General features: G+C 75.9%; 20 protein-coding genes. 11 read left to right on the top strand and 9 right to left on the bottom strand.

What is annotated here, in order from left to right; all coding sequences use genetic code 11:
- Positions 1-4 precede the first annotated feature (4 nt).
- From GYH36_RS00940 to GYH36_RS00930, 3 genes are all read right to left on the bottom strand, one after another.
- Complete coding sequence (locus tag GYH36_RS00940; RefSeq protein ID WP_024841991.1) at positions 5-1,480, bottom strand: NCS2 family permease; 1,476 nt, start codon at positions 1,478-1,480, stop codon at positions 5-7.
- Positions 1,481-1,562: 82 nt separating this feature from the next.
- Complete coding sequence (locus GYH36_RS00935) at positions 1,563-2,300, bottom strand: hypothetical protein (protein ID WP_162288838.1); 738 nt, start codon at positions 2,298-2,300, stop codon at positions 1,563-1,565.
- Positions 2,301-2,340: 40 nt separating this feature from the next.
- The gene (locus tag GYH36_RS00930; RefSeq protein ID WP_024841989.1) at positions 2,341-3,855 is read right to left on the bottom strand and encodes a sugar transferase; all 1,515 of its coding nucleotides are present in this window, start codon (positions 3,853-3,855) and stop codon (positions 2,341-2,343) included.
- A gap of 448 nt (positions 3,856-4,303) precedes the next feature.
- Between GYH36_RS00930 and GYH36_RS00925 the strand changes: the two genes are divergently transcribed.
- Positions 4,304-4,567 (top strand): DUF2530 domain-containing protein, encoded by a 264-nt coding sequence (locus tag GYH36_RS00925; RefSeq protein ID WP_162288837.1) that lies wholly within the window; start codon positions 4,304-4,306, stop codon positions 4,565-4,567.
- Here GYH36_RS00925 and GYH36_RS00920 read toward each other — a convergent pair.
- From GYH36_RS00920 to GYH36_RS00905, 4 genes are all read right to left on the bottom strand, one after another.
- On the bottom strand, positions 4,543-7,692 hold the full coding sequence (locus GYH36_RS00920) for a sacsin N-terminal ATP-binding-like domain-containing protein (protein WP_203231453.1): 3,150 nt from the start codon (positions 7,690-7,692) through the stop codon (positions 4,543-4,545). The two genes, GYH36_RS00925 and GYH36_RS00920, sit on opposite strands and share 25 nt — an antisense overlap.
- Positions 7,689-8,753, bottom strand: a complete 1,065-nt coding sequence (locus GYH36_RS00915; RefSeq protein WP_115943162.1) for a DUF3027 domain-containing protein — start codon at positions 8,751-8,753, stop codon at positions 7,689-7,691. Before GYH36_RS00915 ends, GYH36_RS00920 begins: the two co-directional genes overlap by 4 nt.
- Before the next feature lie 2 nt (positions 8,754-8,755).
- On the bottom strand, positions 8,756-9,139 hold the full coding sequence (locus GYH36_RS00910) for a cold-shock protein (protein WP_024841985.1): 384 nt from the start codon (positions 9,137-9,139) through the stop codon (positions 8,756-8,758).
- 123 nt (positions 9,140-9,262) lie between these two features.
- Positions 9,263-9,991: a TetR/AcrR family transcriptional regulator gene (locus GYH36_RS00905; RefSeq protein ID WP_162288836.1), complete on the bottom strand. Its 729-nt coding sequence runs from the start codon at positions 9,989-9,991 to the stop codon at positions 9,263-9,265.
- A gap of 120 nt (positions 9,992-10,111) precedes the next feature.
- Between GYH36_RS00905 and GYH36_RS00900 the strand changes: the two genes are divergently transcribed.
- From GYH36_RS00900 to GYH36_RS00875, 6 genes are all read left to right on the top strand, one after another.
- Positions 10,112-11,050: an NAD-dependent epimerase/dehydratase family protein gene (locus GYH36_RS00900; RefSeq protein ID WP_162288835.1), complete on the top strand. Its 939-nt coding sequence runs from the start codon at positions 10,112-10,114 to the stop codon at positions 11,048-11,050.
- A 266-nt stretch (positions 11,051-11,316) separates the two neighbouring features.
- Entirely contained in the window at positions 11,317-12,270 is a 954-nt protein-coding gene (locus tag GYH36_RS00895; RefSeq protein WP_162288834.1) for a hypothetical protein, read from the top strand.
- Positions 12,271-12,385: 115 nt separating this feature from the next.
- Entirely contained in the window at positions 12,386-14,866 is a 2,481-nt protein-coding gene (locus tag GYH36_RS00890; protein ID WP_162288833.1) for a helicase-associated domain-containing protein, read from the top strand.
- A 59-nt stretch (positions 14,867-14,925) separates the two neighbouring features.
- On the top strand, positions 14,926-16,605 hold the full coding sequence (locus tag GYH36_RS00885; RefSeq protein WP_162288832.1) for a DNA repair helicase XPB: 1,680 nt from the start codon (positions 14,926-14,928) through the stop codon (positions 16,603-16,605).
- A 166-nt stretch (positions 16,606-16,771) separates the two neighbouring features.
- Entirely contained in the window at positions 16,772-18,808 is a 2,037-nt protein-coding gene (locus tag GYH36_RS00880) for a TPM domain-containing protein (protein ID WP_312028448.1), read from the top strand.
- A gap of 92 nt (positions 18,809-18,900) precedes the next feature.
- A complete protein-coding gene (locus GYH36_RS00875; protein ID WP_162288831.1) occupies positions 18,901-19,704 on the top strand; it encodes a PspA/IM30 family protein in 804 nt (267 codons plus the stop codon).
- Positions 19,705-19,805: 101 nt separating this feature from the next.
- Here GYH36_RS00875 and GYH36_RS00870 read toward each other — a convergent pair whose 3' ends face one another.
- On the bottom strand, positions 19,806-20,561 hold the full coding sequence (locus tag GYH36_RS00870; protein ID WP_312028447.1) for a type 1 glutamine amidotransferase: 756 nt from the start codon (positions 20,559-20,561) through the stop codon (positions 19,806-19,808).
- Between the two features lie 118 nt (positions 20,562-20,679).
- On the opposite strand from GYH36_RS00870, the gene GYH36_RS00865 reads away from it, so the two are divergent.
- A complete protein-coding gene (locus GYH36_RS00865) occupies positions 20,680-21,279 on the top strand; it encodes an NYN domain-containing protein (RefSeq protein WP_115943166.1) in 600 nt (199 codons plus the stop codon).
- 25 nt (positions 21,280-21,304) lie between these two features.
- Here the strand turns inward: GYH36_RS00865 and GYH36_RS00860 are convergent, their stop codons facing one another.
- On the bottom strand, positions 21,305-22,534 hold the full coding sequence (locus GYH36_RS00860) for a winged helix DNA-binding domain-containing protein (protein WP_162288829.1): 1,230 nt from the start codon (positions 22,532-22,534) through the stop codon (positions 21,305-21,307).
- A 114-nt stretch (positions 22,535-22,648) separates the two neighbouring features.
- Here GYH36_RS00860 and GYH36_RS00855 point away from each other — a divergent pair, with 114 nt between their 5' ends.
- The 3 genes from GYH36_RS00855 to GYH36_RS00845 all read left to right on the top strand — a co-directional run bounded on the left by GYH36_RS00855 (position 22,649) and on the right by GYH36_RS00845 (position 26,011).
- Complete coding sequence (locus GYH36_RS00855; protein ID WP_024841976.1) at positions 22,649-23,386, top strand: response regulator transcription factor; 738 nt, start codon at positions 22,649-22,651, stop codon at positions 23,384-23,386.
- On the top strand, positions 23,383-25,047 hold the full coding sequence (locus GYH36_RS00850; RefSeq protein ID WP_162288828.1) for a sensor histidine kinase: 1,665 nt from the start codon (positions 23,383-23,385) through the stop codon (positions 25,045-25,047). The genes GYH36_RS00855 and GYH36_RS00850 overlap by 4 nt, the downstream gene beginning before the upstream one ends.
- Before the next feature lie 232 nt (positions 25,048-25,279).
- Positions 25,280-26,011, top strand: a complete 732-nt coding sequence (locus GYH36_RS00845; protein ID WP_024841974.1) for an HD domain-containing protein — start codon at positions 25,280-25,282, stop codon at positions 26,009-26,011.
- The last annotated feature ends 17 nt before the right edge of the window (positions 26,012-26,028 follow it).

Here is a 26,028-nt window from a genome sequence, read left to right as displayed (position 1 = left end):
GAGCCTAGAGGCCCAGGACCTCCCGGATCGGGCCGAGGAGGAAGTAGACGAGGAACATCACCGACGCGACCCACATGAGCGGGTGGATCGCACGGACCTTGCCGAGCGCGAGCTTGATGACGACGAACGCGAGGAAGCCCGCGCCGATGCCGTCCGCGATGGAGTACGTGAACGGCATGACGATGATCGTGAGGAACGCCGGGATGGCGATCTCGACGTTCTTCCACGAGATGCCGGCGATCTGCGTCATCATGAGGAACCCGACGAAGACGAGCGCGGGCGCGGCCGCCTCGTAGGGCACGAGCGCGACGAGCGGCGACAGGAACGTCGCGAGGAGGAACGCGACTCCCGTGACGACGGACGCGAGACCCGTGCGCGCGCCCTCGCCCGCGCCGGTCGTGGACTCGACGAAGCTCGTGTTCGACGACACCGAGCCCGCACCTCCCGCGGCGGCGGCGATCGAGTCGACGACGAGGATGGCGCGCGAGCGCGGCGGGACGCCCTCGGCGTCGTTGAGCCGCGCCTCGGCGCCGACGGCGACCATGGTGCCCATCGTGTCGAAGAAGTCCGCGAGCAGCAGCGAGAACACCAGCAGGATCACGGTGACGGTCGCGATGTTCTGGAACGAGCCCAGGAGCGAGAACTGGCCGAGGAGGCCGAAGTCCGGGACCTGCACGACGCCGTCGAACGTCGGGGCGTTGAGGTTGAAGCCGTTCGGGTTCGAGCCGTCGGGCGCCTTGGCGCCGATGTGGAGGGTGTTCTCCAGCGCGACGGCGAGCGCGGTCGCCGTGAGGATCGCGACGAGCAGCGCGCCCTTGACCTTGCGGACCCACAGCACGATCGTCAGCACGAGGCCGACGACGAACACGAGGATCGGCCACGTGCCGAGGTTGCCGAGCGCGAGGAGCGTGCCGCTGCCCGCGGTGACGAAGCCGGCGTTGACGAGGCCGATGAGCGCGATGAAGAGGCCGATGCCCACGCTGATCGCCGTCTTGAGCTCGACGGGGACCGCGCGGAAGACCGCCTCGCGGAAGCCGGTGAGCACGAGCAGCAGGATGATGAGGCCCTCGATGACCACGAGGCCCATCGCGTCGGCCCACGTGACGCCGGGGAGCGAGGCGATCGAGTACGCGACGACCGCGTTGAGGCCGAGCCCGGCGGCCAGGCCGAGCGGGAAGTTCGCGAACACGCCCATGGCGATCGTCATGACGCCCGCGACGAGCGCGGTGGCCGCCGCGATCTTGCCGAAGTCGGGCGCGTCACCCCCGCCGAGGAACTGGCCGGTGCCGTCCTGGACGGTCCCGATGATCAGCGGGTTCAGCACGACGATGTACGCCATCGCGAAGAACGTGACGAGACCGCCACGGATCTCGGTGCCGATCGTCGAGCCGCGCTCGGTGATCTTGAAGAAGCGGTCGATCGCGCCGGTCGCAGGGGGCGGCGCCTGCTCGTCCTCGTGGACGGAGGTGGGGGTGGACATGGGGAGAATGCTGCCAGAACCGTGTCACCGCCACGTAAACGCCCGCACTCCGGCGTGCGGCGCGCGAGGGCGTCTGCCCACGTCAGGCGGCGCCGACGGCGGCGAGCGGCACCCCGGGTGTGCTCGACACCACGCCCCGCGCGTCGCCGTCGTCCGCGCCCGCGAGCACCGCGTCGCCCGGGCGCGGCGTCCCGTGGCCGTGGCCCAGGTCCTCCGCGGTCGCAAGATCGGTGACGAACCGGGGCGCACCCGTCGCGAGCTGGACGGCGTGGAGCGCGTCGAGGATCGCGCTCGCGCGCTCCCCCGCCGGGCCGTCCGGCACGCCGTGCACGAGGCGGGCCGGCCGCAGGAGGTCGACGACCGCGTGCCCCGGCCGGTGCTCGTCGGGCACCCAGGCGACGGTCGCGCGGACGCCGTCGGCGGCGAGTCCCGCCGCGAGCCGCTCGGCCGTGCCGGCGGGGACGCGCGCCCGTCCCACGACGAGCTCGCCCGGGCCGAGGTGCGGCGCGAGGTCGTCGAGCGCGTCGCGGAGCGCCGCCACGCGCGACGCGCCGTCGAGGCCCGCGCCCGCGCCGACGCACAGGAGGTGTACCCGCGCCCCGGCGACCGCCGTCCGGTCGGTCGTGGGGCGCAGGCGTCCGCTCACGAGGCCCAGCGCGAGGAGTCGGTGGAGCCGCGGCTCGGCGGTGGTCAGGCCGGTGCGGAGCGCGTCGAGCGCGCGGGCGTCCGTGTCGTGGAGGACGACCTCATGACCCGCCGCCGCGAGGCACGCGGCGTGGAGGACGCCCCGACGACCGCATCCCGAGACCGAGACCCGCACGGCGCACCTCCTCCCACCGGTTCCGCACCCTCGGCCGGCCTCAGTAGGCCCCGGATCCGCCGAACACCGCGCGCGCGGTGCGCGCGAGGATGAGGAAGTCGCCGAACATCGTCCAGTTCTCGACGTAGTAGACGTCGAGGCGGACGCTCTCCTCCCACGACAGGTCCGACCGTCCGCCGACCTGCCACAGGCCCGTGAGACCCGGCTTCACGAGGAGCCGCCGGCGGACCTTCTTCTCGTACTTCTGGACCTCGCTCGGCAGCGGCGGCCGCGGACCGACGAGGCTCATGTCGCCGCGCAGGACGTTGAAGAGCTGCGGCAGCTCGTCCAGCGAGTAGCGGCGCAGCACGCGGCCGACGGGCGTGACGCGCGGGTCGTCGCGCATCTTGAACAGCGGCCCCGCGCCCTCGTTGCGCTCGGCGAGCTGCTGGACCTCGCGGTCCGCCCCCACGCGCATCGAGCGGAACTTGTACATGGAGAACGTGCGGCCGTTGCGGCCGACGCGCTCCTGACGGAACAGGACCGGGCCGCGGCTCGTGCACCGGACCGCGAGCGCGACGATCACGAGCACCGGCAGCGCGGCGAGCGTGACGAGGAACGCGCCGGCCCAGTCGACGACCGACTTCACCGCGAACTTCGGCCCGGTGAAGCGCGGGGCGTCCACGTGCAGCAGCGAGACGCTCTCCGCCGGGGTGATGGTGATGCGCGGCCCCGCGACGTCCGCGAGCTCCGCGGTGAGCATGAGGTCGACGCCGTACGGCTCGAGCTCCCAGCCCAGGCGGCGCACGACCTCGGCCGTGATGGCGTCCGATCCGGACACCGCGACGACGTCGGCGCCGACCCGCGTCGCCACCTCGCCCGCGTGCCGCAGCTCGCCGAGGACGGGGACCCCGCGGATCTCCTCGTCGGCACCGAACCCGCCCGACGGGACGCACACGCCGACGACGCGGTAGCCCGACTCGTCGCGCCCGTTGAGGTCCCGGATGAGGCGCTCGGCCTGGTCGCGGTGCCCGATGGCGAGGACGGCCGAGCGCATGCGGCCGCGCGCACGCTGACCGTGCAGCCACTGACGCCAGGCGTACCGGCCGAGGAGGAGCCCACCCAGGCCGAGGGGGAACGCGAACGCGAGGTAGCCGCGCGCCTCCGGGAACCGGAAGAGGAAGGCGAGCACGGCGAGGATCGCGAAGAGCCGCCACGACCCGTCGAAGACGCGGTGGTACTCGGTGGGCCCGCTGCCCATGACCCGCGGGTCGCGCGACCGGCTCGCGACGAGCGACACCGACCACGCGACGCCGACGAGAAGGCTCAGCACCACGTACGGGACGCGTGCCTCGCGGACGGGCTCGTTGAGGAACTGGTCCCAGCGCAGGAAGTAGGCGACGAGCACGGCGACGACGATCACCGCGGTGTCGGTCAGGGCGAGCCGGCGACGGTACGCGACCTCCCAGCCCTGCGCGGCGAACGCGGCGCGCGCGGCCCGGACCCGGGCGGCGGGAGAGCTGGTGAGAAGGGTGCGCAGGCCACGCCTGGCGTCCTCGGTGACGCTGTGGGACATGCGTCCACCTCCGGTTGGTTCCACACCCTGCATGGCGACTCATCCTAGGGTCGAGAATCGGCGATAACGAGACCTGTTGATGGGTTTCACCCGGGTGAGACGACGCGTCGGTCCGCGCTACCCAGGATGGCCACGACCCGCGGAATCCTGCGGTTCTCGGGCCCAGGTCCGTTGCCCGGGAAAAACATTGGACGGGTGTCCAGATATCGCGTTCTCCGGACGGCGCCCGAGCACCCGCGGAAGCTCTGCGTGCGAAACGCGGCACTGCGTGGAGCGCGAGGACCTGGACAGGTGACCACGTGCGAGAGCCCGCAGCGCGGCGCATGCATCCTAGCGTGCGGTTGCGGGAGGACCCGACGTGTGCTCACACCAGGAGGAGAAGCGACGCAGGTCACAGCCGTGACAACGGGGAGCGGGTGAAAAATCCGGGCCTCGCTACGATGCCCTCGTGCCCTCGTTCGTGACGCTCCTGCTCCACCCCGACCGCCGACGCCCGGACCCCGCGCCGTGGCGCGTCGACCTGCGCGTCGTCATCCTCGTCGGCATGGGGCTCTGGGCGGCCGCGCTCGTCGTGTGCGCGGTCCTGCTCGCCACGGGCGCGCTCGGCCCGCGGGCCGTCGCCACGTGCGCCGCGGGACTCGTGCTCGGCCTCCTCGGGCTGGCGTGGGAACGCCGCAACCGGACCCGTTACCGGGCGACGTCCGACGACTGAGCGTCGTCCCAGGCGGTCCGCGCGAGCACAGCCTCCACGGCCTGAGGCGCGCGCAGGACCTCCTCGACCACGTGCCGCGCGCCGTAGCGGCCCGCCGCGACGGCGAGCCCCGCCGCGAGCCCCGCCGGGTCGGTCGCGTGCACGACCGGGGCCGCGTGCACCTCGCGCTCGACCCACCACGTGACCGCCGCCCCTCCGACGCGCAGGTCGTCGTGCCGCTCCCAGGTGCGCGGCGCGCCGCCCCCGAGGACTTCGACGACCGCGGCCGGCACCCCGACGCGCCGCCCGGGCTCGTCCGGACCGGGCGCGGCGACGGGGACCGTCGCGACGTCGAGGAGGTCGGCGACGTCCTCGACGAGCGCCGGTGACGCCGGGACGACCGGGCGCACAGGAGCCCACATCGGGTCCGGGGCGACCGCGGCGTCGTCCGCGGCCACCACCACGACCGCGCCGCCGCGGAGCGCCGGCACCCGGTCGGGCGCCGGGTCCAGGCGCTCGCCCCGCGCCGCGAGGACGCCGAGCGCGCGCCACAGCGCGACGGCCGCGCGCGCGTCGACCGCCTCCCCGACGGCGGGGAGGTCGTCGAGCACCTCGACCCACGTGTCGCCGTCGAGGTCCGCGAGGTCCCGGACCCCGCCGAGCGCGGACAGCACCTCGTCGTCGAGGCCGGTCACCTCGGGCGGTGCGGGCCGCAGGAACGGGACGGTCGGCGCGTCCTGCGCGAGCGCGAACGGCCCGCCGAGCTCCTCGCGCAGCCACCACGCCGTGTAGGAGAGCGCCGTCGCGGCCGATCCGCCCTCGGCACGGACGGGCGCGAGCAGCGCCTCGCGCGTCTCCCGGTCCGCGGCGACGCGCGCGAGCACCCCGGGCCACGCGTCGTCGGCCACGGCGTCCAGGTCCGCGACCGCGAGCACGTCGCCGACGTAGGCCTCGGGCCCGAGCACCGTCGCCAGGTACGCGAGGTAGCCCGCCCAGTCGGAGAGCCACCCCTCGGGCGCGTGCGGGTCGAGGTCGGGCTCGTCGTCCGCGGACGGCGGCGTGAGGACGTCGCGCACGCGCAGCACCGTGGGCTCGGCGGCCGCCCCCACCGCGCGCAGCACGTCCGCCCCCCAGCGGCTCGCGGCGTCGGCGTCCACCTCGTCGAGGCCGTCGAGCACGTCGCCGGCCCACGTCCCCGCAAGCACGCAGGCGCGCGCGGGCGCCCAGCCGCCGTCCGCCGTCGGGAGCGGCAGCTCGCCCCACCAGAACGGCAGGCCGCCCGGCTCCGCGCCCGTCGCGCGCGCGGACGCGGCGACGAGCGCGAGCAGGCGCTCCACCTCCGCGGCAGGGTCGTCGTCCGCGTCGACCGCGTCGGCAGCGGCGAGGACGCGCTCGCGCACCGCCGCGTCGGCGAGGACGCTGCGCAGGTCCGTCGCGCGCGCCCCGAGCCGCTCGAGCAACGGGTGGGCCGCGCGCGGGTCGACGACACGCAGGCCGAGTCCGGCCACGTCGCGGGCGTCGAGCGCGGCGTCCTGCGCCGCGACGTCGAGCAGCACGAGACCGCGCGCGCCGCGCACCACGCGCCCGTCGACGAGCGGGACGGGCAGCGCACCGAGCGCCTCGACGACCGTCCGGTCGCCCGCGTGCGGCGCGAGCGCCTCGTACAGCGAGCGCCACCGCGCCGGGTCCGCGACGAGCGGGAGCTCGTCCACGACGTCGGCGAGGTCCACGACCTGCGCGCCCAGGGACCGCGCGACGGCGCGCAGCGGCCCGGGGACGTCCACGAGGTGCGCGACGCCGAGGGCGGAGCGCACGCGCGCGTCGCCGACGTCCCCCGCGAGCACGCGCGCCTCCGCGGGCGTGACCAGGCCGTGCGCGGCGGCGCGGCCGCCCTCCCCGACCGCCTCCGGGTCGAGCGCCGCGTCGTCCGGCACCTCGGGCGCGCCGGACGGCTCGTCGGGTGGCGCGTCGAGCGGCAGGAGGGGCGTGCGGGCGAGCGCCGCCTCCGCGGCGTCCCGGACCGCGGCGTCGACCGCGCTCGCCGGGAGACCCGTCGGCACGAGCGCGAGCACGTCGACGCCGCGCGCGGGCGCGAGCGCGCCCAGGAGCTCCGCGTACGCGGCCCCGGCCGCGCGGGCGACGTGCGCCGTCACCGGCCCCGGCGGCACGTGGCGCCGCGCCGGGTCGAGCGGGAACGTCGCGAGCAGCAGCGCCGGGAACGTGAGGCGCTCGTCGGTCGGGGTCGGCGCGTGGAGGACGTCCGGGCCGGCGGGCTCGTGGGGCAGCGCCCACGTGACGGACCACCGGGTCGTCGCACGCTCCTCGACCGGGCGGTCGGCGAGCAGCGCCGGGTCCAGCGCGCCCTCGCGCCGCAGGACCGTCCACCGGTCGTCGACGTCCGCGACCCGGCGCTCGGACCCCGCGGCGTCGACCACGACGACCTCGACGAGCGCGGGCAGCGCGAGCAGCAGGGGGTCGCCCACCGCGTCGAGCTCGGCGCGGACCGCGGCAACGGCGTCCGCGTCGCGCAGCGCGACCTCGACGACCGTGTCGTACCCCTCCGGCACGTCGACGTGCGTGGGGAACGGCAGGCGCAGCACGGGGAGCCGGTCCGCGCGGCGCGCCACCTCGGCCGCGAGGTCGGGCCGGTCGGCGACGACCTCGCGCAGCGCGTCGCGCGTCCGGTCGAGCGAGAGCTCCACGGCGCGGTCGCCCGTGCCGATGCGCACGCGGTCCGCGACCGAGCGGACGGCCGCGAAGCCCACGCCGAACCGGCCGACCGTGCGCGCCGCGCCCCCGGTCCGGGCACCGCCCGTCGCCGACGCCCGCATCGCCACGAGCGACGCGACCCCCGCGGCGTCGAGGGGCTCGCCCGTGTTCGCCGCACGCAGGACCCAGGACCCCGCGTCCGGACCGGTCGTGCCCGACGGCGCGTGCAGGCTCAGGCGCAGCCGTCCGGGGACCCCGGCCCGCGCCGCCGCGTCCGCCGCGTTCTGCGCGAGCTCGACGACGACACGCCCCCGGTACGACCCGTGGGCGTGGTCCTCCTCGGTGTTGGCGTCCTCGCGCAGGCGCGTCGGCGAGGACCGCCACGCCTCCAGGACCGCACGGCGCAGCGCGGCCGTCCCGAAGATGTCGTCCGTCACTCCTGCGGCTCGTCCGGAGCGGCGTCGGCGGCCGGGTCCGCTGCCTCGGCGGAGGCGGGCTGCTCGGCGACGTCGTCCGTGGCCGTCGCCCCGTCGCCCTCGGTCCCGGCGGCGGGGTCGGTGCCGACGGTCACCTCGACCGTCGAGACGACGGACTCGGTCACCGTCACCGTCTCGGCGGCACCCGGCTCGGGCGCCGTCCCGTCCGTGGCATCGCCGGGCTCGGGCGCGGCGTCCCCGGACTCGCCGGTCCCGGCCGCCGCGGACTCGAGCAGCGAGACGATCTCGACGTGGAGCTCGTCGACGAGCGGGTCGGGATCCGGCCACTCGCTGCGCTGCGGCTCGACGTCGGTCTCCGAGTGCGCGCCGCAGCCGTGGTCGAGACTCACGACCTTGCCGTCGTCGGGCGACCACGCGTTCGCGCACACGCCGAACACCTGACCGAGGCTGCCCTGGAGCGGCACGAGGAACCCGCACGACCCGCACTCCGCGGCCGACGCCACGGCACCGCGCGCCGTCGGGCCGCGCGAGCCGCGGTACCAGCGCTCGGCGGCCTCGTCCCGGCCCTGGGGCGACAGGACGCGCGCCCGTGCGAGCGCGAGCTCCTCGATCGCGACCGCGTCCTGCTCCTCGTCGCCCGTCGGCACGTAGCCCGGCTCGAGGCGCGGGTCGTCGGCGCGGAACGGGAGCACGTCGCCGGGGCCGACGTCGCCCGGGCGCAGGCGCTCGGCCCACGGGAGCCACGGGGGCGCGAGCAGCGCGCCGTCGCCCGGCAGGAGCTCGACCTCGCACACCGTCGCGGTGCGCCCGCGCGGCACGCGGGCCAGCGTCACGGTCCAGTGCCACCCGCGGTAGCCGCGCATCGTGCACGCGAACCGGTGGGAGATGAGACGTTCCGCCTCGGCGACCGTCCCCAGGTGCTCGCCCACGTCCTGCGGGCTCTCCGCGACCTCCTCGGCCGCGGCGCGCGCGAGCTCGACCGCGCCCGTGAGCACGGCGTCCCGCGCGGCACGGGCGGAGACCCCCCGGACGCGCTCCTCGGCGGCTGCCACGGCGACCATCGTCAGGCCTCGATCTCGTCCGCGACCGCGCGCAGGACCGCGGCGACCTTGGTGGCCTTGCCCTTCTCCGGGTACCGGCCGCGGCGGAGGCCGTTGCCGATCCCGTCGAGCTCCTTGATGAGGTCCTCCACGATGACCGCCATCTCGTCCGCCGAGCGACGCTTCGCCTTGACGACCGACGGCGTCGGGTCGAGGAGCGTGACGGCGAGCGCCTGCGGGCCGCGACGCCCGTCCGCGACGCCGAAGTCGACCCGGGCGCCGGGCTTCGGCGCGGGCGCGTCCGCGGGCAGCGCGGAGGCGTGCAGGAAGACCTCGCCGCCGTCGTCGTTGGCGATGAAGCCGAACCCGCGTTCGGTGTCGAACCACTTGACCTTGCCGGTGGGCACGTGAACCTCGTTCGTGCTCGTAGGAACCAGAACCCCCAGGTTACCGGCCGGACGGCATCATGGCCGCATCCTCGGTGGCGGCGGGGGCGAGGGAGCCGCGCGGAACGCGACGGCGTCCGCCGGTCAGGGCGCCGCGGAGCGCGGCACCGCGCCGGCGTCCGCGCCGACCCGCAGGGCGACGGCGTCGAACCAGTCGTCGTAGTCCGCCACGGTGCGGTGCAGGTGGCCGAAGAGCTCGAAGGACACGGTGCCGAACAGCGTGGTCCAGGCCATGAGGGTGCGCGCGACGGCCTCGGCCGGGGCGTCGGGACCGACGAGACCTCGTGCGCTCACGAACGCGAGGGCCGGGGCGACCAGCGCGGCCGCGTCGCCGCCCGGCCCCGGCGCGAGGGCGGGGCTCCCGCCGGACTCCCACGAGTCCGCGACGATCCGGACGAGGGCCTGCACGACGCGCGTCGCGGGCTCGACCGTGTCCTGCGGCGCCGCGTACCCGGGGACGGGCGTCCCGTAGAGCAGCGCGAACTCCCCGGGACGCCGGACGCACCACGCCCGCAGCGCCCGGCACGCCGCGAGCCACCTGCCGGGCAGGTCGTCGCGCGAGACGGCGGCCTCGGCGGTCTCGACCGCGGCACCGAGCTCGTCGTAGCACTCGACGAGGAGCGCGGTGAGCAGCGCGTCGCGGCTGGGGAAGTACCGGTAGACGGCCGACGACACCATGCCGACGTCCCGGGCGACGGCCCGCAGCGAGAGCGCCGCGGGGCCGTCGGTCACCAGCCGCGCCCGGGCGGCGTCGAGGATCTCGCGCGTCAGGGTCTCGCGCGCCAGGGCGCGCGCGGTCCGGGGTGCCGTCATGCCCTCCAGGCTCGCAGAGGAGAGCGTTGACCACAAACGAGAGCAGCGCTCTTGCTCTGCGGGACGTTCCGTGCCAGGCTGCTCCCGAATCGAGAGCACTGTTCTCGGAAAGGAGTCCTCATGCCCAGCACCCCGTCCTCCACGGACCGGCACGTCGTCGTCGGCGCCGGACCCGTCGGGCGTCACGTCGCGGCCGAGCTCGCGGCCCGCGGGTCGCACGTCACCGTCGTGACCCGGTCCGGGCGCGACACCGGCGTCGACGGCGTCACGCACGTGGCCCTCGACGCCTCCGACGCCGACGCCCTGACCCGGGTCGCCGACGGCGCCGCCGTGCTCTACAACTGCGCCAACCCCGGCGACTACACCCAGTGGGAGAAGGTCTGGCCGCCGCTCGCCACGGCGCTGCTCACCACCGCGGAACGGACGGGAGCGGTCTACGCGATCACGGGCAACCTCTACCCCTACGGCCCGGTCGACGGGCCCATGACCGAGGACCTGCCGGACGCCGCGACCGACCACAAGGGAGTCCTGCGCACCCGGCTGTGGGCCGACGCCCTCGCCGCGCACCGCGCCGGCCGCGCGCGCGTCGTCGAGGTCCGCAGCTCCGACTTCGTCGGGCCCGGGGTCGGCAGCAACGGGCACGTCTCGCGCGTCGTGCCGACCGCGCTGCGCGGCCGGGCCGTGACCATGATCGGTCGGACCGACCAGCCGCACTCGTTCACCGACGTCCGCGACGCCGCGCGCACGCTCGTCGCGGCGGCCGCGGACCCTGGCGCGCTCGGTCGTACGTGGCACACCCCGAGCAACCCGCCGCGCACCCAGCGGGAGGCGCTGACCGACGTCCTCGCGAGCGTCGGGCGTCCGCCGGTCCGGGTCCGCTCGCTGCGCGGCGCCGGGCTCGCCGCCGCCGGGCTGTTCTCACCCCTGCTGCGCGAGCTGCGCGACCTCGCCTACCAGTGGGAGCGCCCCTACGTCCTCGACGACACCGCAGCGCGCGCCCGCTTCGGCATCGAGCCGACGCCCTGGGCCGAGGTCTGCCGCAGCACCGCCCGCGGCTGAGCACCCCGTCGGCGGGCCCGCCCCGCTCGACGGCCGCACGTGAGGTCGACGGTCGGGGGTGAGGTCGGCGGTCGGGGGTGAGGTCGGCAGTCGCAGGCGAGGTCGGCGGTCGGGGGTGAGGTCGTCAGTCGCAAGCGAGGTCGGCAGTCGCACGTGCCGATATCGGATGGGACTGCCGACGTCGGGCACGGCTGCCGATCTCGCGTCGTCCACAGATCCCGACACCCCGTACCGCGACGCCGCGCGGGACGGCACGATCGCTCGTCATGCCGAGACCCGAGCCCGAGCACCCCCTGCACCTCGCGCACGAGCACCTGCCGGACGTCGTCCGACGACACCTGGCCGACGGCGCGTGGGAACGGGTGCGGCGCGGTGCCTACCGGGACGCGCCACCGCCCGGCGTCCCGCCCGTCGTCGCCGCGCGGACCCTCGCGGTCGACCGGGCGCGCGCGGTCGGCCGTGGCCTGCGCTGCGACCCCGTCGTCAGCCACGCGTCCGCGGCGCTGCTGCACGGGCTGCCCCTGTGGGAGCTCCCCGCGACGACCCACGTGGTCCAGCCGTACCGCCGGTCGGGTTCCGCGGCGCGCGACGTGACGCGGCACGTCGGCGAGGTCGGCGCCGAGGACCGCGCGACCGTCCTCGGCGTCACGACGACCTCGCTCGTGCGCACCGTCGCGGACTGCCTGCGCACGATGCCTGCGCTCGACGGTCTCGTCGTCGCGGACGCGGCGCTGGCGAGAGGGGTACGACGCTCGGACGTCACGGCCGTCCTCGACCGACGGCCCGGCGGTCGGGGGTCCCGCCGCTCCCGGCACGTGCTCGCGCTCGCGGACCCGGGCGCGGAGTCGGCCCGCGAGACCTGGCTGAGATACGTCCTCCTGCGGACCGGTCTGCCACGACCGGAGACGCAGGTGCCGCTGCGCACCGAGGTCGGCCCGATGCGGGCGGACCTGGGGTGGCCGCGCTGGCGCCTGCTGCTGGAGTTCGACGGCCTCCTGAAGTACCGCACCGGGCCGGGCGGCGTCGCACCGCACGAGGATCCCGGGCGCGTGCTCGTGCGGGAGAAGCTGCGGCAGGAGGCGATCGAGCGCACGGGGCACCGTCTGCTGCGCGTCACGGCGCGCGACCGGCCGTCGGACGTCGTGGCGCGCGTGCTCCGGCACGTCCCGGTCGACGTCGTCCGCGGCCTGCGACCCGACCCTCGCCTACCCCCGGTGTGAGATCGGCACTCCGGTCCGACGTCGGCACGCGCTGCCGAGATCGGCGGTCGGCACTGCCGATCTCGCTCGCGACCACCGATCTCGTGGGACCCGGCCGACGCGTAGCATCGGACGGATGGCCTCTTCCCGGCCCGAGCGGGCTCCAACGTACAGCGAGTCGCTGCGCCAGCGCGACGACGCCGCGCTGGTCGCCCTGCTCGCACGTCGTCCGGACCTCGCGACGCCGTCGCCCTCGACGCTGCTCTCCCTCGCCGCGCGCGCGATGAACCGCACGAGCCTCGAACGGGCGCTCGCGTCGCTGGACGAGCTCGCGCTGCACGTCCTCGAGTCGGTCCTGGTGCTCGACTCGGTGGGCACCGCCGCGACCGCCGCAGCCGTGGCGCGCGCGACGGGCGTCGACAGGACGACCGTCGCGACGACGCTCGGGCAGCTCGACGAGCGGGCGCTCGTCTGGTCACCCGGTCCGCGGTCAGCCGGGTTCCGCCCGGCACCGGGGATCGCGGAGGTGCTCGGCCCGCACCCCGCCGGTCTCGGTCCGGTCGACGCACCGCCGGGCGGTGCGTCGGCACCCGGCGGCGGGGCGCCCGGCACCCGGCCTCAGGACGGCACGCGCGCGACACCGGACGGCGACCTGCCCGACGACGCGCCGCCGGGTGCGCGCGCGATCCTCGACGCCCTGGCCTGGGGCCCGCCCGTCGGCCTGGCTCCGCGCTCGGACCCGGCGGCCCGCCGCGCGACGGAATGGCTCGTGGAGCACGGGTACCTGCGCGCGACGGACGAGCGGCACGTCGTGCTCCCGCGGGAGGTCGGGCTCGCGCTGCGCGGCGGCCGCACCCACCAGGACGTGCGCACGACGCCGCCCGTCCCCGAGGTCCGCGAGCTCCCCGCGGCGACGGTGGACGCCGAGTCCGCGAGCGCCGGCATCGAGGCCGTGCGGCTCGTCGCACGCCTCGTGACCCTCTGGACCGAGCACCCGCCGGGCGTCCTGCGCGCGGGCGGGCTCGGCGTGCGCGACCTGCGCCGCGCGGCCGTCGCGCTCGAGGTCGACGACCCGACGGCGGCCGCGGTGGTCGAGCTGGCCGCCGCGGCGGGCCTCGTCGCGGACGACGGCGACGACCCGCCGACGTTCGCCCCGACGCTCGCGGCGGAGGACTGGCTCGACGACGACCTGGGTGACCGGTGGGCGACGCTCGCGCGCGGCTGGTGGCGCTCGCGCCGCACGCCGTGGCTCGTGGGGAGCCGCGACGAGAAGGGGGCGCTGCGCGCCGCGCTGGACCCGGAGCTGTGGCGCCCGTGGGTGCCGCGGCTGCGCCGCTCGGTGCTGGACGTGCTCGCGCTCGCGCCGGGGCGCCCGCTCGCGGCCGCGGACGTGGTGGCGGTCCTGCGGTGGCGCACGCCGCGCGCCGTGCCGCCCGAGCAGGCGGTCGCGGGCCTGCTGCGCGAGGCGGCGCTGCTCGGGGTGACGGGCGCGGGTGTGCTCGCTCCCCCGGGCCGCGCGCTCGTCGCCGGCGACGACCCGGCGTCGTCGGAGCCCGCGGTCCTGGGCGCGGCGTTCGAGGCCGTGCTGCCGCCCGAGGTCGACGACCTCCTGCTCCAGGGCGACCTCACCGGCATCGTCCCCGGCCGCCCGTCCCGGGCGCTGGAACGGCTCGTGGAGGTCGCGGCCGACGTCGAGTCGCGCGGCGCCGCGACGACCGTGCGGTTCACCGCCGAGTCCGTGCTGCGCGCGCTCGACCGCGGCGCGACGGCCGACGAGCTGCTCGCCGACCTCGCCTCGCACTCGCGCACGCCGGTCCCCCAGCCGCTCGAGTACCTGGTGCGGGACACGGCGCGGCGGCACGGGCGCGTGCGCGTGGGGACGGCGTCGTCGTACGTGCGTGCGGAGGACCCGGTGCTGCTCGCCGGGATCGCGGAGGACCCGGCGCTGCGCGGGCTGGGGCTCGTCCTCCTCGCGCCGACCGTCCTCGTGTCGTCCGCCCCGGCGGGCGAGCTCCAGGAGGTGCTGCGCGCACGGGGCGTGCCGTCCGTCGTCGAGGGTCCGGACGGCCGCGTGCTGGTCGCGGAACGGGCGGGGCGCCGCGACGCGGCCGACGGCGCGGGGTCGGCCCGGCGGGGCCGGGTCGGTCGGCGCACGGCGGGGCGTTCGCGGACGGGCGTCGTCCCGGGGTCGGGCGCGCGTGCGGAGGAGCCGGCGGGCACCGGCGAGCAGCGGTTCGCCGACCTCGTCGCGCGGCTGCGCGCCGCCGACGCGCGGGGGGCCGAACAGGCCGGTCCGGGCCGCGCGGGCGAGGCCGGGAACGGTGCCGCCCGGTCGCGCGGGCTCGCGGCGGGCGGCGGCGGCCGTACCGCGGACCCGGGCCCCGAGGGAACAAGCGACCCGGTCGCGGCGTTGGGGCTGCTGCGCGAGGCGATCGCGGACGGGGCGATGGTCTGGCTCGAGGTGGTCGGGCCGACGGGCTCGCCGGACCGGCGCCGCGTGCGACCCCTGACCCTCGACGCGGGGCGCCTGCGCGCGCAAGACCCGGCGCGCGACGCCGAGCTCACGGTCGCCGTGCACCGCATCGCGTCCGTCACGCCCGACGCCCCGCCGCGCTAGCGACCCCACCGACGACCGCCCCTCCCGGGCACCACGGCTCGACCTCGGCAAGGAGACACATGACCGACGGACCCCTCATCGTCCAGAGCGACAAGTCGCTCCTGCTCGAGGTGGACCACCCGCGCGCCGACGACGCGCGCCGGGCGATCGCGCCGTTCGCCGAGCTCGAGCGCGCCCCGGAGCACGTCCACACGTACCGGCTCACGCCGCTGGGTCTGTGGAACGCGCGGGCCGCCGGGCACGACGCCGAGCAGGTCGTCAACACGCTCATCGAGTACTCGCGCTACCCGGTGCCGCACGCGCTGCTCATCGACGTCGCGGAGACGATGTCCCGCTACGGGCGGCTCACTCTCGCGCAGCATCCGACGCACGGGCTCGTGCTCGAGGCGACGGACCGCGCCGTCCTCGCCGAGGTGCTCAAGTCCAAGCGCACCGCGGGCCTCGTGGGCGACCGGATCGACGACACGACCGTCGTCGTGCACCCGTCCGAGCGCGGCCACCTCAAGCAGGTCCTCGTGAAGCTCGGCTGGCCCGCCGAGGACCTCGCGGGGTACGTCGACGGCGAGAAGCACCCCATCGCCCTCAGCCCGACGACGCCGCCGCGCGCCGAGGGCGAGGAGCCGAAGCCCTGGGAGATGCGGCCGTACCAGGCGCAGGCGGTGGACGGGTTCTGGCACGGCGGGAGCGGCGTCGTCGTGCTCCCGTGCGGTGCGGGCAAGACGATCGTCGGCGCGGGCGCGATGGCGAAGTCCGGGACGACGACCCTCATCCTCGTGACGAACACCGTGAGCGCGCGCCAGTGGCGCGACGAGCTCGTGCGGCGCACGACCCTCACCGAGGACGAGATCGGCGAGTACTCCGGCGCGCGCAAGGAGATCAAGCCCGTCACGATCGCGACCTACCAGGTGCTCACGACCAAGCGGAAGGGCGTGTACACGCACCTCGAGCTGCTCGACGCCCGCGACTGGGGCCTCGTCGTCTACGACGAGGTGCACCTGCTGCCCGCGCCGATCTTCCGCATGACCGCGGACCTCCAGGCGCGCCGCCGCCTCGGGCTCACCGCGACGCTCGTGCGCGAGGACGGCCGGGAGGACGAGGTGTTCTCGCTCATCGGGCCCAAGCGGTACGACGCGCCGTGGAAGGACATCGAGGCGCAGGGGTACATCGCGCCCGCCGACTGCGTCGAGGTGCGCCTCACCCTGCCGGAGTCCGACCGCATGACGTACGCCGTCGCCGAGCCGGAGGACAAGTACCGCCTCGCCGCCACGGCCGCGGGCAAGAACCGGGTCGTCGAGCAGATCGTCGCGCAGCACCCGGACGACCAGGTGCTCGTCATCGGGCAGTACCTCGACCAGCTCGAGGAGCTGTCGAACCACCTCGACGCGCCGCTCATCACGGGCGCGACGACCGTCCGCGAGCGCCAGCGCCTGTTCGACGCGTTCCGCTCGGGCGAGATCTCGCGGCTCGTCGTGTCGAAGGTCGCGAACTTCTCCATCGACCTGCCGGAGGCGTCCGTCGCGATCCAGGTCTCCGGGTCGTTCGGGTCGCGCCAGGAGGAGGCCCAGCGTCTCGGCCGCGTCATGCGGCCCAAGTCCGACGGCCGGACGGCGCACTTCTACGCCGTCGTCGCGCGCGACACCGTGGACCAGGACTTCGCGGCCCACCGCCAGCGGTTCCTGGCGGAGCAGGGGTACGCCTACCGCATCGTCGACGCCGAGGACCTGGGCGTCGTGCAGTAGAGGGTGGGGGCCACAGCGGAGCAAGGCACCCGCCCGGCACGGAACGACGCCCGGTCCGACCACGAGCCCGAACCGCTGAGCACTGACGGCCCGCCCCCTCTCCGGGGCGGGCCGCGGCGCGTCCGCAGCGATTGCGGGACCTGGGAGCGTGGGAAAGGATCGGGCCGTGAGCACGGCCGAACGTCCCTCGCGCCCCCGCACGGCCGCGGATCGAGGCGCCCCCGCGGCCCTGGTGCTGCTCGTGGCGCTGCTGGCTCTCCTCGCGCTCGTGGTCCCGGCGGGCTCGGCCCGCGCCGTGCCACCGATGGACGTGGCGGGTGAGATCACGGACCCGGACGGCGTGCTCGGTGACCGCACGGACGCCGTGCAGGGCGCGCTCGACCGTCTCGCCGAGGACACCGACCTGCAGCTCTTCGTGGTGTACGTCCCGAGCTTCGACGGCATGGACGGCGTCGACTGGGCGAACGCGACGGCCAACGCGTCGGGGCTCGGGGTGGACGACCTCCTTCTCGCCGTCGCGACCGAGGAGCGGCGCTACGGGCTGTCGTTCGACAACAACGTGTCGCTGTCGGACGCGGAGCTCGACCGGATGGTGTCCGCCGTCGAGGACGAGCTGCGCGACGACGACTGGGCGGGTGCCGCGATCGCCGCGGCGGAGGTCGCGCGCGGCGCGGGCCAGGGTTCCGGCGTCTCCTGGTTCTGGGTGCTCCTGGGCCTCGGCGCCGTCGTGCTGGTCGTGGTGCTCGTCGTGCGGGCGGTCGCGAAGCGGCGCCGCACCGGGCCCGCGGCGGCTCCGGACGGCGACGAGCTGGCGGCCCTGCCCACCGACGAGCTCAACCGCCGGGCGAGCGCGGCGCTCGTCGCGATCGACGACGCCGTGAAGACCTCCGAGCAGGAGCTGGGGTTCGCGCAGGCGCAGTTCGGCCTGGAGGCGACGCGGCAGTTCTCCGCGGTGCTCGCCGAGGGCAAGCAGAAGGTCTCCGAGGCGTTCGCGCTGCGCCAGCAGCTCGACGACGACCAGCCGGAGACGGAGCCGCAGGCCCGGCAGATGATGGCGCGCATCGTCGCGCTGTGCGACGAGGTCGCGGACGCGCTCGACGCCGAGTCCCGGACGTTCGACGAGCTGCGCGACCTGCAGGCCCGCGCGCCAGAGGTGCTGGAGGAGACCGACCAGCGCGCGGCCGAGGTGCTCGCGCGCGTCGAGCCTGCGCGCGCGACGCTCGAGGGTCTCGCTCGCACGTACCCGCCGGCGTCGCTCGCGTCCGTCGCGCAGAACCCGGAGCAGGCGCAGGCGCTCGTCGCGGGGGCGCGCGAGTCCGTCGCCCGCGGCCGCGAGGCGCTCGCCGGCAAGGACCGCGCGACGGCGGTCGCGCTCGCGCGGGCCGCGCAGAACGCCGTCGGCCAGGCGGTGACGCTGCTCGACGCCGTGGACCGCGCGGGCTCCGACCTCGCCGAGTCGGGCCCTCGCCTCGACCGGGGGCTCGCGTCCATCACGTCGGACATCGCGGACGCCGGCCGGCTCGCGCCCGGCGACCCCGGGGTCGCGCCCTCGCTCGCCGAGGCGCAGGACGCCGTCGCGGAGGCGCGCGCCGCGCGCGAGGGCGGTGACCCGCTCGCGGCGTTGCGCCGCCTCACGGAGGCCGAGGCGGCGCTCGACGCGGCGCTCGCCCCGTTCCGTGAGCGCGCGGAGCAGGCCGCGCGCGCGAACGCGCTCCTGCGCGACACCCTCGCGCGCGTCGACTCGCAGGTCCGCGCGACGAACGACTTCATCGAGACACGGCGCGGCGCTGTCGGGCCGGAGGCGCGGACGCGCCTGTCCGAGGCGATCCGGCTGCTGGGCGAGGCCCGGGCGCTCCAGCCCACCGACCCGGTCGTCGCGCTGGAGCGCGCGCAGCAGGCCGACGCCCAGGCGCAGTCCGCGGCGCAGCGCGCCCAGCAGGACGCGTCGAGCTGGCAGTCGTCCCAGGGTGGCAGCGGCATGTTCGGCGGGGGCGGCGGGAGCAATGTCGGCGGCATGGTGCTCGGCGGGATCCTGCTCGACTCGATCCTGCGGGGCGGCGGGGGCGGTGGCCGCTCCGGCGGGTTCGGCGGCGGCAGCTTCGGCGGCGGCTACGGCGGCGGCGGGTTCGGCGGCGGACGGTCGGGCGGACGCTCCGGCGGCCGGTCGTCGGGCGGGCGCTCGGGCCGTGGCGGTCGCTTCTGACACCACGACGCACGGACCGGACCACGACCTACCGACGGACGGCACCACACAGCACCGACCAGCACGAGACGGTTCACCAGAGAGGGACGACCATGGCGGAGAAGCAGAGCATCTTCGGACGGATCGCGCAGCTCGCGCGCGCGAACATCAACGCGCTCCTCGACAGCGCGGAGGACCCGCAGAAGATGCTGGACCAGCTCGTGCGGGACTACACGAACAACATCGCCGACGCGGAGCAGGCGGTGGCGCAGACCATCGGCAACCTGCGCCTCGCGGAGCAGGACTACAACGAGGACGTCGCCGCCGTCCAGGAGTGGGGCCAGAAGGCGGCCGCCGCGTCCGCGCAGGCGGACCGCTACCGCCAGCAGGGCGACGCGGCGAACGCGGACAAGTTCGACAACCTCGCCAAGGTCGCGCTCGGCAAGCAGATCGCCGCCGAGGCCGAGGTGCGCCAGGCCGAGCCGCTCATCGCCTCGCAGCGCGAGTCGGTGGAGAAGCTCAAGTCGGGCCTCGCGATGATGAAGGACAAGCTCGGTGAGCTGAAGTCGAAGCGCGACTCGCTCGTCGCGCGGCAGAAGAGCGCCCAGGCCCAGCAGACCGTGCAGGGTGCGATCAGCTCGATCAACGTGCTCGACCCGACGAGCGAGATCTCGCGCTACGAGGAGATCGTGCGCCGCGAGGAGGCGCAGGCGATCGGTCAGGCCGAGGTCGCGGCGTCGAGCATCGACGCGCAGTTCGCCGAGCTCGAGACGTCCGGCGAGGCCGTCGAGATCGAGGCCCGTCTCGCGGCCCTCAAGCAGGGTTCGTCGCCCGCGCCGCAGGTGTCCCCCACCCAGGTCACGCCTGCGGTCGAGTCGGGCACGAGTGCGCAGGACGCCCCGACCAGCGACTGGTGACCACCGACACCGCACCACCCTCGCGCCGAGCATGCGGTTCTCGCCCGTCCTGACCGCAGGACGGGCGAGAACCGCATGCTCGGCCGTGTGGTGAGGGGGCGTCAGACGAGGATGCGGTCCTCGGCCCGGGCGCGGACCTCCGCCACGAACGCCTCGGCGAGCCGACGCCCGCCGTCGAGGAGGTCGTCCGCGTGCTCGTCGAACGCGGCGAGCGTCGCCGCGGTGTCCACGTCGTCGTCCGCGTCACACCACGCCGCGAGGCTCGCGCGCGTCGTCTCGGGGTGGAACTGCACGCCGAGCGCCGAGCCGAGGCGGAACGCCTGGTAGGGGTACACGTTCGAGGACCCGAGCCAGACGGCGCCCGGCGGCAGCTCGACGACCGCGTCCGCGTGCCTGCTCGTCACGTGGCGTGCCGGGTCCTCGCCCGCCGCGAGGGCCGCGAGCACGGGGTCGGTCCCGGCCTCGGCGCGCCAGAAGACGCGCGTCACGCCGACCTCGCGCCCGGGCGGCGCCGCGACCGCGACCTGCCCCCCGCCCGCCACGGCGAGGAGCTGTGCGCCGAGGCCGATGCCGAGGGTCGGGACGCCGGCCGTCGCGGCGGCGAGCAGCGTCTCGCGCAACGCGGGCAGCCAGGGCGCACGCTCGTCGTCGTGGGCGGACACGTGCCCGCCGAGGACGACGAGGCCGTCGCCGAGCGCGTCGATGCCCGGGACGGCGTCGCCGTCGTGCGCGCGCACGACGTCCAGGTCGGCGGCGAGGTGGCCCGCGAAGGCGTCGAGCGTGACGTCCGGGGAGTTCTGGACGACCGTGATCCGGACGGTTCCGGTCGCGGCCGTGGCGTCGGTGTGGTAGGTCACGAGGTCCGACCGTACCCACTCTGGGGCGCGGTCACGCAACCCCTCACCTCGTGGACGCTCCGGCGCGGGCCCCGCCGCCCGAGCGACGCGCCCCCGCCCCACGGATAGGCTGACCGGCATGTCCGACCTCCAGACCCCCGACGGCCGCTCGCTGACGACGCCGCGCCGCACCTACCTCGTCGTCGACGGCGAGAACATCGACGCGACGCTCGGCATGAACGTCCTCGGGCACCGCCCCGCGCCGGACGAGCGACCGCGGTGGGACCGCATCGTCGAGTTCGCGCGCCAGGCCTGGGGGCAGGACGTCACGCCGCTGTTCTTCCTCAACGCGTCGTCGGGCCAGATGCCGATGTCGTTCGTGCAGGCGCTGCTCGCGATGGGCTACCGCCCGATCCCGCTGGCCGGGTCGGGCAACGAGAAGGTCGTGGACATCGGTATCCAGCGCATGCTGGAGGCGATCGCGGGCCAGCCGGGCGACGTGCTCCTCGCGAGCCACGACGGCGACTTCCTGCCGCAGGTCGAGACGCTGCTCGACGACCCGGACCGGCGCGTGGGCGTGCTCGCGTTCCGCGAGTTCGTCAACGTGCGGCTCGGCGAGCTCACCGGCCGGGGACTCCAGGTGTTCGACCTCGAGGACCACGCGGGCGCGTTCACGACCGTCCTGCCCCGCGTGCGGATCATCCCGCTCGAGGAGTTCGACCCGATGCGCTACCTCTGACGCGCCGGCCGCGGGCTGCGCGTTCTCAGGCGTGCAGCTCGCGGTACAGGGGCGTGGGGAACGACGCCGTCACGCCGTCGCCGCCGAGGAGGCCCGCGATCCGCTCGGCCTCCGCGGCGACGGCGCGCTCGGCGTCGGCGCCCACGTCCTGCAGGAGGCGGAACGCGGGTTCGCCGCCCGGCCGCACGGCCCACGCCCCGACGATCCGGCCCTCCCACCAGACGGTCGCGCCCGCGTTGCCGATGGTGTCGAAGATCGCCGCCTTGTGCGGGCCGAGGTACCAGCCGCGCTCGGCCCAGCCCATCGTCGTCGGGTCGAGCGACGGCAGCAGCGCGACGCTCCCCTCGAGCGGCGACTCCGCGGCGCCCGGCAGGTCCGTCCCGACGAGCATGACGCCGGGCTGCGGGGCCGGGTCGTCCGGCGCGCCCGTCTCGACCTCCACGTCGACGACGTCGAGCTCCGCGAGCGCCGCCCGCGTGTCTCGCTGGTTCCAGCCCGTCCACCACGCGAGGTCCTTGACCGTCGCCGGGCCGAACACCTCGAGCCAGGACCGGGCGAGCTCGGTGCGCGCGGCCGCCTCGTCCATCGCGGGGATCCCGCCTGGGAACCAGTCCTCGACCGGGGACCAGACGTGCCGGTTGGACGACCACGACCCGCGCGGCTCGCCCCGCACGACCGCGCCCTCGGCGGAGAGGAGCGCCGTGAGCGGGGACGTCAGGGTGCGGCGCACGTCCCAGGTCTTGGCGGTGGTGGGCAGGAACGCCGTCCGCAGCAGCGGCGCGGCCCGCGACAGGCTCGCGCCGTCGAGCGGTCCCTGCGATGCGAGCGCGTCGTGCACCTGCGCCTCGACCGCGGCGAGGAACGCCTCCGCGTCGTCGACGGGAGGGTCCGTGGGCAGCGTCGCGAGCTCCTTGAGCAGCCGGGTGCGCAGGCGGCGCGCGACGGCGAGCGCCGCCGCGGCGTGCACGACCGGCACCGTCTCGCGGCGCACGACGAACATCGTGCGCCGCATGGCGAGCACCTTGACGAGCGTGCGCCGCCCGAACAGGGCGTCGCGGACGTCGTCGAGCACGAGGCCGGGCACGCGCGCGAGCACCGAGAGGTAGACGCTCGGGGCGTCCGTCGCGTGCAGCGCGAGGAGCCGGTCGACGACGTCCTCCGGGCTCCGTGCCGCGGGTCGCCCGGGCAGGTCCGCGGCGAGCGCGAGCTGCTGGGCGACCAGGCGGCGCCGTCTCTGGTCCACCGTGATCCGCACTCCGTCATCCTGCCGCGGGCCACCCACGGCGGGCCGCGGGGCGCGCCGCGCCGGCCGGGGACGGTCGAGCCCCCTCCCAGGCGCCTCCCAGACCGGGGGAGGACACTGGGACCCATGAGCACCACCCCCGAGGCACGCCTCGTCGTCGTCGACGACGAGCCGAACATCCGCGAGCTGCTGGCGACGTCCCTGCGCTTCGCCGGGTTCGAGGTGCACGCCGCCGCGGACGGGCAGAGCGCCCTGCGGCTCGTGCGCGACGTCGAGCCCGACCTCGTCGTGCTCGACGTCATGCTGCCCGACATGGACGGGTTCACCGTCACGCGCCGCCTGCGCGAGAAGGGGCAGCACACGCCCGTCGTCTTCCTCACCGCCAAGGACGACACCCGCGACAAGGTCACCGGCCTCACCGTCGGCGGCGACGACTACGTGACGAAGCCGTTCAGCCTGGAGGAGGTCGTCGCGCGCATCCGCGCGGTGCTGCGCCGCACGCACGCCGAGCCCGTCGACGACGCCGTGCTGCGCTTCGCCGACCTCGAGCTCGACGAGGACTCGCACGAGGTCCGGCGCGCGGGCGTCGACGTCGACCTGTCCCCCACGGAGTTCAAGCTCCTGCGGTACCTCATGCTCAACGCGGGGCGCGTGCTGTCCAAGGCGCAGATCCTCGACCACGTGTGGCAGTACGACTGGGGCGGCGACGCGAACATCGTCGAGTCGTACATCTCCTACCTGCGCCGCAAGATCGACAACCTCACCGTGCCCGGCCCCGACGGCGAGCCCGTCGCCCTGCCGCCCCTGATCCACACCAAGCGCGGCGTCGGCTACCTCCTGCGCCAGCCGCCGACGGCGACATGACGACCGGTCCCGACCGCACGACGACGGGCTCCCGCCCGGTCCCGCCGCCCCCTCCCCCGCCGCCAGGGTCGCGCGCGGGCGACCCCGCGCCGTCGGGCACGGGCGGCACCGCCCCCGCGGCGGCGACGCCGGCAGGACCGGGCGACGGCGGGCCGACGGCGGAACGCCCCTTCGGACGCCCCGTCCCCACCGAGGGGTGGGGCTGGTTCGCGCGCGTCCCGCTGCGCGCCCGGCTCGTCGCCATCACCGTGCTGCTGCTCGCCGCGGGCCTCGGGCTCGCGTCGGCGGTGACGACGACCGTCGTGTCGAGCTACCTCGTCGGGCAGGTCGACTCGCAGCTGCGCACGTCGGCGGGCGGCATCGGGGCGTCGCTGCTCAACAGCCCGTCCGCGGCGAGCCAGCTCCCGAGCGACTACTTCGTGCTGTTCCGCGACCCGTCCGGCACCGAGCAGGGGCTGAGCTGGAAGGCCACGATCTCCCGCTTCGGCGAGCCCACGATCCCCGCGCTCTCCGACCAGGAGGTCGAGCTCCTGGCCGGCGAGCCGTTCACTGTGCGCTCGACCGGGGGCACGGACCCCGCGGAGTGGCGCGTCGTCGCGCAGCCGTTCTCGGTCGGCAGCCAGAACGTGGGCACCGTCTTCGTCGCGCTGCCGCTCACCGGCATCCACGAGACCGTCAAGGTGCTCGGCCGGGCGCTCGCGCTCTCGGCGCTCGGGATCGCGCTCGTGGGCGGCGCCGTCGCGTACCTCGCGGTGCACCGCGCGCTGCGGCCGCTGCGCGAGATCGAGGAGACCGCGGCGGACATCGCCGCGGGCGACCTGTCGCGTCGCGTGCGACCCGCTCCGCCGACCACGGAGGTCGGGTCGCTCGCGCTGTCCCTCAACGCGATGCTCACCCAGATCGAGGAGGCGTTCGCCGTCCAGGAGGCGTCCGAGGAGCGGATGCGGCGCTTCGTGTCGGACGCGAGCCACGAGCTGCGCACACCGCTCGCGACGATCCGTGGCTACGGCGAGCTCTACCGGATGGGCGCGCTCGACACGCCCGCGAAGGTCGACGACACGATGGGTCGCATCGAGGACTCGGCCACGCGCATGGGCACGCTCGTCAACGACCTGCTCGCGCTCGCGCGCCTCGACGAGGGCCGCCCCCTGCGGCACGAGCCGGTCGACCTCGTCTCGCTCGCGCGCGACTCCGCGCAGGACCTGCACGCGCTCGACCCGACGCGCGAGGTCGGCCTCGTGGGACTCGCCCCCGGCGCGTCCGCGCCGGCGACGCTTCGCGCCGTCGGCGACGAGGACCGGCTGCGGCAGGTGCTCGCGAACCTCGTGGGCAACGTCGCGCGGCACACGCCCGCCGGGACACCCGTGGAGATCGCGCTGGGCGTCGCCCCGGGCGGCACGTCCCGGGAGGGTCCCACGGCCGCCGAGCGCGCCGTCCTCGAGGTCCGCGACCACGGCCCGGGCGTCCCCGCCGAGCAGCGCGGCCGAGTGTTCGAGCGGTTCTACCGCGCGGACTCCTCGCGCAACCGCGCGTCCGGCGGCTCGGGGCTCGGCCTGGCGATCGTCGCCGCGATCGTCGGCGCGCACCAGGGGCACGTGGCGGTGCGCGAGACCGCGGGGGGCGGGCTCACCGTCCGGGTCGAGCTGCCGCTCGCCTCCTGAGCCGGCGGCGTCCCGCGCCGGCCCGCTGTGGCCACGAGCGCGGAGCGCCCTGCCGAGACGCGGGGCTCGTCGGCCGTGCTGTCCTGCGCGGGCGTCGACTGCGGCTACGATGGCGGGTCGTCCCGCGAGACCTAGGCTGGTGCCGAGGCCGCGCGACGGCGCCGGGCCTCCGCCGGACCCCTCGCCCGGCGACCGACCTCCCGCTCCCGTCCGTCGAAGAAGGCTGAAGTTCATGGGCGTCACCAGCGCCGACGCACCGCAGTGGTTCCTCTCGTCGTTCGTCCGCAGCGCGCGCGGCGCCGGGGCGACCGCCTCCGACGACGAGATCCGCGCCGCCGGGCAGGACCTGCTGGACCGCTGGGACCAGCCCGGCCGCCACTTCCACAACCTGCGCCACCTGGCGGACGTCCTGGGGCGCGTGGACGAGCTCTCCCAGGAGACGCACGACCCGGACCTCGTGCGCCTCGCGGCCTGGTACCACGGCGCGATCTTCGACGCGAAGGGCCGTGCGACGTACGCCAACAAGGGCGGCGAGGACGAGTCGGCGAGCGCTGCGCTCGCCCACGCGGAGCTCACGCGCCTCGGCGTGCCGGAGGAGGCCGCGCGGCGCGTCGCGCACCTCGTGAACGCGCTCGTGCGCCACGCCCCGGACGCGTCCGACTTCGACTGCGCCGTGCTGTGCGACGCGGACCTCGCGATGCTCGCGGCCGAGCCGCAGCGCTACAAGGAGTACCTCAAGGACGTGCGCGACGAGTACGCGCACATTCCGAAGCCCGACTACGTGCGGGCCCGCATCGCGATCCTCACCAAGCTCCTCGACCGTCCGTCGCTCTTCTCGAGCCCGCTCGGTGCGGCGTGGGAGGAGGCGGCGCGGCAGAACCTCGACGCCGAGCTCCAGCGCCTGCGCAAGGAGCAGCGCCAGCTCGCCGAGGCTGCGGCGCCGTCCACAGGCACCGGCGCCTGACCCGTCCTCCCCAGGGC

The sequence above is a fragment of the Cellulosimicrobium composti genome, from assembly GCF_010287905.1.
Classification (GTDB): Bacteria; Actinomycetota; Actinomycetes; order Actinomycetales; family Cellulomonadaceae; genus Cellulosimicrobium; species Cellulosimicrobium composti.
Note: the sequence above shows the minus strand (reverse complement) of the source record. Positions and strands in the feature narration are given on the sequence as shown.